Origin of the sequence: Methylobacillus gramineus, assembly GCF_020532675.1 — a bacterium.
Classification (GTDB): domain Bacteria; phylum Pseudomonadota; class Gammaproteobacteria; order Burkholderiales; family Methylophilaceae; genus Methylobacillus; species Methylobacillus gramineus.
In genome coordinates this window covers 1-5,422 of the sequence record NZ_JAJAVE010000004.1, presented here as the reverse complement: position 1 = coordinate 5,422, position 5,422 = coordinate 1, and the positions used below count along the sequence as shown (strand labels likewise).

2 tRNA genes and 2 rRNA genes are annotated in these 5,422 nt (G+C 49.7%); all 4 read right to left on the bottom strand.

The features are described from left to right. Window positions 1-165: 165 nt before the first annotated feature. Window positions 166-3,060: ribosomal RNA gene (locus LG201_RS14330) — 23S ribosomal RNA — on the bottom strand. Window positions 3,061-3,378: 318 nt separating this feature from the next. Next, window positions 3,379-3,454: transfer RNA gene (locus tag LG201_RS14325), tRNA-Ala, on the bottom strand. A 16-nt stretch (window positions 3,455-3,470) separates the two neighbouring features. After that, window positions 3,471-3,547, bottom strand: a tRNA-Ile gene (locus LG201_RS14320). A gap of 72 nt (window positions 3,548-3,619) precedes the next feature. After that, window positions 3,620-5,164 (bottom strand): 16S ribosomal RNA (locus LG201_RS14315). Together the 16S and 23S rRNA genes with 2 tRNA genes alongside form the textbook arrangement of a ribosomal RNA operon. Window positions 5,165-5,422: the final 258 nt, after the last annotated feature.

The following is a 5,422-nucleotide window of genomic DNA, read 5'->3' as shown; positions in this document are numbered from 1 at the left end:
AGACATAACCGTTAGTCCTTGCGCAATTAAGCTCAAGCACTGTTAATCTGATGGAATTTGCGTAGCAAATTCATCTTCAACAAATAGAAGAAGTAAAGTATTCGGGTTATTTGATTGCCGCTTTAGAACAACCTTCACTTGATATGACTCAAGTTTCAAGGTTATAGGATCAAGCCTCACGAGCAATTAGTATCGGTTAGCTTAATGCATTACTGCACTTCCACACCCGACCTATCAACGTCCTGGTCTCGAACGACTCTTTAGTGTGCTCAAGGCACAAGGGAAGTCTCATCTTGAGGCAAGTTTCGCGCTTAGATGCTTTCAGCGCTTATCTCTTCCGGATTTAGCTACCCGGCGATGCCACTGGCGTGACAACCGGTCCACCAGAGATCCGTCCACTCCGGTCCTCTCGTACTAGGAGCAGCCCCCCTCAAACTTCCAACGCCCACGGCAGATAGGGACCAAACTGTCTCACGACGTTTTAAACCCAGCTCACGTACCACTTTAAATGGCGAACAGCCATACCCTTGGGACCGGCTACAGCCCCAGGATGTGATGAGCCGACATCGAGGTGCCAAACTCCCCCGTCGATATGAACTCTTGGGAGGAATCAGCCTGTTATCCCCAGAGTACCTTTTATCCGTTGAGCGATGGCCCTTCCATACAGAACCACCGGATCACTATGACCTGCTTTCGCACCTGCTCGACCTGTCCGTCTCGCAGTCAAGCAACCTTATGCCATTGCACTATCAGTACGATTTCCGACCGTACCTAGGTTACCTTCGCACTCCTCCGTTACTCTTTGGGAGGAGACCGCCCCAGTCAAACTGCCCACCATACACGGTCCCCGATCCAGATTATGGACCTAGGTTAGAACCTCAACAACATCAGGGTGGTATTTCAAGGTTGACTCCACAAGAACTAGCGTCCCTGCTTCAAAGTCTCCCACCTATCCTACACAAATCTTGTCAAAGTCCAATGTAAAGCTACAGTAAAGGTTCATGGGGTCTTTCCGTCTAGCCGCGGGTAGATTGCATCTTCACAAACATTTCAACTTCGCTGAGTCCCGAGAGGAGACAGTGTGGCCATCGTTACGCCATTCGTGCGGGTCGGAACTTACCCGACAAGGAATTTCGCTACCTTAGGACCGTTATAGTTACGGCCGCCGTTTACCGGGGCTTCAATCAAGAGCTTGCACCCCATCATTTAACCTTCCGGCACCGGGCAGGCGTCACACCGTATACGTCCACTTTCGTGTTTGCACAGTGCTGTGTTTTTATTAAACAGTCGCAGCCACCTTTTCACTGCAACCCCATCAAGCTCCGGACGCGAAGTCCTTCACCCTACCGGGGCGCACCTTCTCCCGAAGTTACGGTGCTAATTTGCCGAGTTCCTTCTCCCGGGTTCTCTCAAGCGCCTTAGAATTCTCATCCTGCCCACCTGTGTCGGTTTGCGGTACGGTTTTTATGTAACTGAAGCTTAGTGGCTTTTCTTGGAAGCTTGGTATCAATCACTTCAGCACCGAAGTGCCTCGTTATCACGCCTCAGAATTGACCTCCCGGATTTGCCTAAGAGATCTCCCTACACGCTTGAACCACCTATTCCAACAGATGGCTGACCTAACCTTCTCCGTCCCCACATCGCATTACATAAAAGTACAGGAATATTAACCTGTTTCCCATCAGCTACGCATCTCTGCCTCACCTTAGGGGCCGACTCACCCTGCGCCGATGAACGTTGCGCAGGAAACCTTGGGCTTTCGGCGAGGGAGCTTTTCACTCCCTTTATCGCTACTCATGTCAGCATTCGCACTTCTGATACCTCCAGCATTCCTCACAGAACACCTTCACAGGCCTACAGAACGCTCTCCTACCATGCAACATACTATAAATAGTACGCGCATCCGAAGCTTCGGTTACGTGCTTAGCCCCGTTACATCTTCCGCGCGGGACGACTCGACCAGTGAGCTATTACGCTTTCTTTAAAGGATGGCTGCTTCTAAGCCAACCTCCTGGCTGTCTGTGCCTTCCCACTTCGTTTTCCACTTAGCACGTCATTTGGGACCTTAGCTGTCGGTCTGGGTTGTTTCCCTCTTGACCACGGACGTTAGCACCCATGGTCTGTCTCCCGTAATTGCACTTCTCGGTATTCGGAGTTTGCAATGGTTTGGTAAGTTCTTATGAACCCCCTAGCCATAACAGTGCTCTACCCCCAAGAGTGATATACGAGGCACTACCTAAATAGTTTTCGGAGAGAACCAGCTATTTCCAAGTTTGTTTAGCCTTTCACCCCTATCCACAGCTCATCCCCTAATTTTTCAACATTAGTGGGTTCGGACCTCCAGTACCTGTTACGGCACCTTCATCCTGGCCATGGATAGATCACTTGGTTTCGGGTCTACACCCAGCAACTGAACGCCCTATTCGGACTCGCTTTCGCTGCGCCTCCCCTATCGGTTAAGCTTGCTACTGAATGTAAGTCGCTGACCCATTATACAAAAGGTACGCAGTCACGGAACAAGTCCGCTCCCACTGTTTGTATGCATGCGGTTTCAGGATCTATTTCACTCCCCTCCCGGGGTTCTTTTCGCCTTTCCCTCACGGTACTAGTTCACTATCGGTCGATTACGAGTATTTAGCCTTGGAGGATGGTCCCCCCATGTTCAGACAGGATTTCACGTGTCCCGCCCTACTTGTCGTTATCCTAGTTCCACAAACGGGTTTTCGTATAAGGGGCTATCACCCTCTATGGCCGGACTTTCCATTCCGTTCTACTAACGCGTATGCTAAAAATAACAGGCTCTTCCGGGTTCGCTCGCCACTACTTCCGGAATCTCGGTTGATTTCTTTTCCTTGAGCTACTTAGATGTTTCAGTTCACTCAGTTCGCCACCTTTCCCCTATATATTCAGAGAAGGTTACCCTTGCGGGTGGGTTTCCCCATTCGGACATTCCCGGATCAAAGCTTGTTTGCCAGCTCCCCGAGACTTTACGCAGGCTACCACGTCCTTCATCGCCTGTAATCGCCAAGGCATCCACCACATGCACTTATTCGCTTGACCCTATAACGTTAAAACCTGAGCCCTTTTAAACTCAAATCCCGTGATGCATGAGACATCCGTTACAGGTTTTCTAAAGCACTTCATCTGATCGCACCAAGCTGATGCGATCAAACTAATTTGAACTGTTAATTCTTGCGAACCAACGTCGTTCAAATGTTTCGATTTTGCAATCAAATTACCCATTTGAACACAACAACCTCATCACAAAGTTCTTGTGTTCTCTTTACTTCTTCCATTTTGTTAAAGATCAATCCAGCTTTTAAAAGCCAGAAATAAACACAGCACGCTGCACTTATTTCTAACTTTTCAACAAAGTATTGGTGGAGGATGACGGGATCGAACCGACGACCCCCTGCTTGCAAAGCAGGTGCTCTCCCAGCTGAGCTAATCCCCCTATTACTTCCGTAATCTGGTGGGTCTGGTTGGGCTCGAACCAACGACCCCCGCCTTATCAAGACGGTGCTCTAACCAGCTGAGCTACAGACCCTTAAGGCCAATCTTTGTTGCGCTCTTTAAACAACCGATAAGTGTGAATGCTTGCAAGCCAGGCATACTCTAGAAAGGAGGTGATCCAGCCGCACCTTCCGATACGGCTACCTTGTTACGACTTCACCCCAGTCATGAATCCCACCGTGGTAAGCGCCCTCCTTGCGGTTAGGCTACCTACTTCTGGTGAAACCCACTCCCATGGTGTGACGGGCGGTGTGTACAAGGCCCGGGAACGTATTCACCGCGACATGCTGATCCGCGATTACTAGCGATTCCGACTTCATGTAGTCGAGTTGCAGACTACAATCCGGACTACGATCGGCTTTCTGAGATTAGCTCCCCCTCGCGGGTTGGCAACCCTCTGTACCGACCATTGTATTACGTGTGAAGCCCTGGCCATAAGGGCCATGAGGACTTGACGTCATCCCCACCTTCCTCCGGTTTGTCACCGGCAGTCCCAATAAAGTGCCCAACTGAATGATGGCAATTATTGGCAAGGGTTGCGCTCGTTGCGGGACTTAACCCAACATCTCACGACACGAGCTGACGACAGCCATGCAGCACCTGTGTCCACTTTCCCTTTCGGGCACCTAATGCATCTCTGCTTCGTTAGTGGCATGTCAAGGCCAGGTAAGGTTTTTCGCGTTGCATCGAATTAATCCACATAATCCACCGCTTGTGCGGGCCCCCGTCAATTCCTTTGAGTTTTAATCTTGCGACCGTACTCCCCAGGCGGTCAACTTCACGCGTTAGCTGCGTTACTAAGAGATTTTACTCTCCCAACAACTAGTTGACATCGTTTAGGGCGTGGACTACCAGGGTATCTAATCCTGTTTGCTCCCCACGCTTTCGAGCCTGAGCGTCAGTATTAGGCCAGGGGGCTGCCTTCGCCATTGGTATTCCTCCACATCTCTACGCATTTCACTGCTACACGTGGAATTCTACCCCCCTCTCCCATACTCTAGCCTTGTAGTTTCAAACGCAGTTCCCAGGTTGAGCCCGGGGCTTTCACATCTGACTTACAAAACCGCCTGCGCTCGCTTTACGCCCAGTAATTCCGATTAACGCTTGCACCCTACGTATTACCGCGGCTGCTGGCACGTAGTTAGCCGGTGCTTCTTATCAAGGTACCGTCAACCTCACATATTATTTACATGTAAGTTTTCTTTCCTTGCGAAAGAGCTTTACAACCCGAAGGCCTTCTTCACTCACGCGGCATGGCTGGATCAGGCTTGCGCCCATTGTCCAAAATTCCCCACTGCTGCCTCCCGTAGGAGTCTGGGCCGTGTCTCAGTCCCAGTGTGGCTGATCATCCTCTCAGACCAGCTACTGATCGTCGCCTTGGTAGGCTTTTACCCTACCAACTAGCTAATCAGATATCGGCCGCTCCATTAACGTGAGGTCCGAAGATCCCCCACTTTCCCCCTCAGGGCGTATGCGGTATTAGCTAATCTTTCGACTAGTTATCCCCCTCTAATGGACACGTTCCGATATATTACTCACCCGTTCGCCACTCGTCAGCAGAGAAGCAAGCTTCTCTCTGTTACCGTTCGACTTGCATGTGTAAAGCATGCCGCCAGCGTTCAATCTGAGCCAGGATCAAACTCTTCAGTTTAATTCCGACTATTACTTGTTTGACCTCTTTCGAGGTCGGTATATCGCTTGGCTTAATCTCAAATGAATCTTAGGTGTAACATAAGTTACAGATTTCATTTAAGGTGTTAAGCACTTGTATTTTGAGTTTCACAACACTTATTAAATAAGTGTCGATTCGCACTAACCTACAAGCACTCACACCTATCGGTTGTTCAATTTGTTAAAGAGCGGTTTACTTCTTTTCTAACTCGCCGCTGATCGTTTATCAATCAGCGAG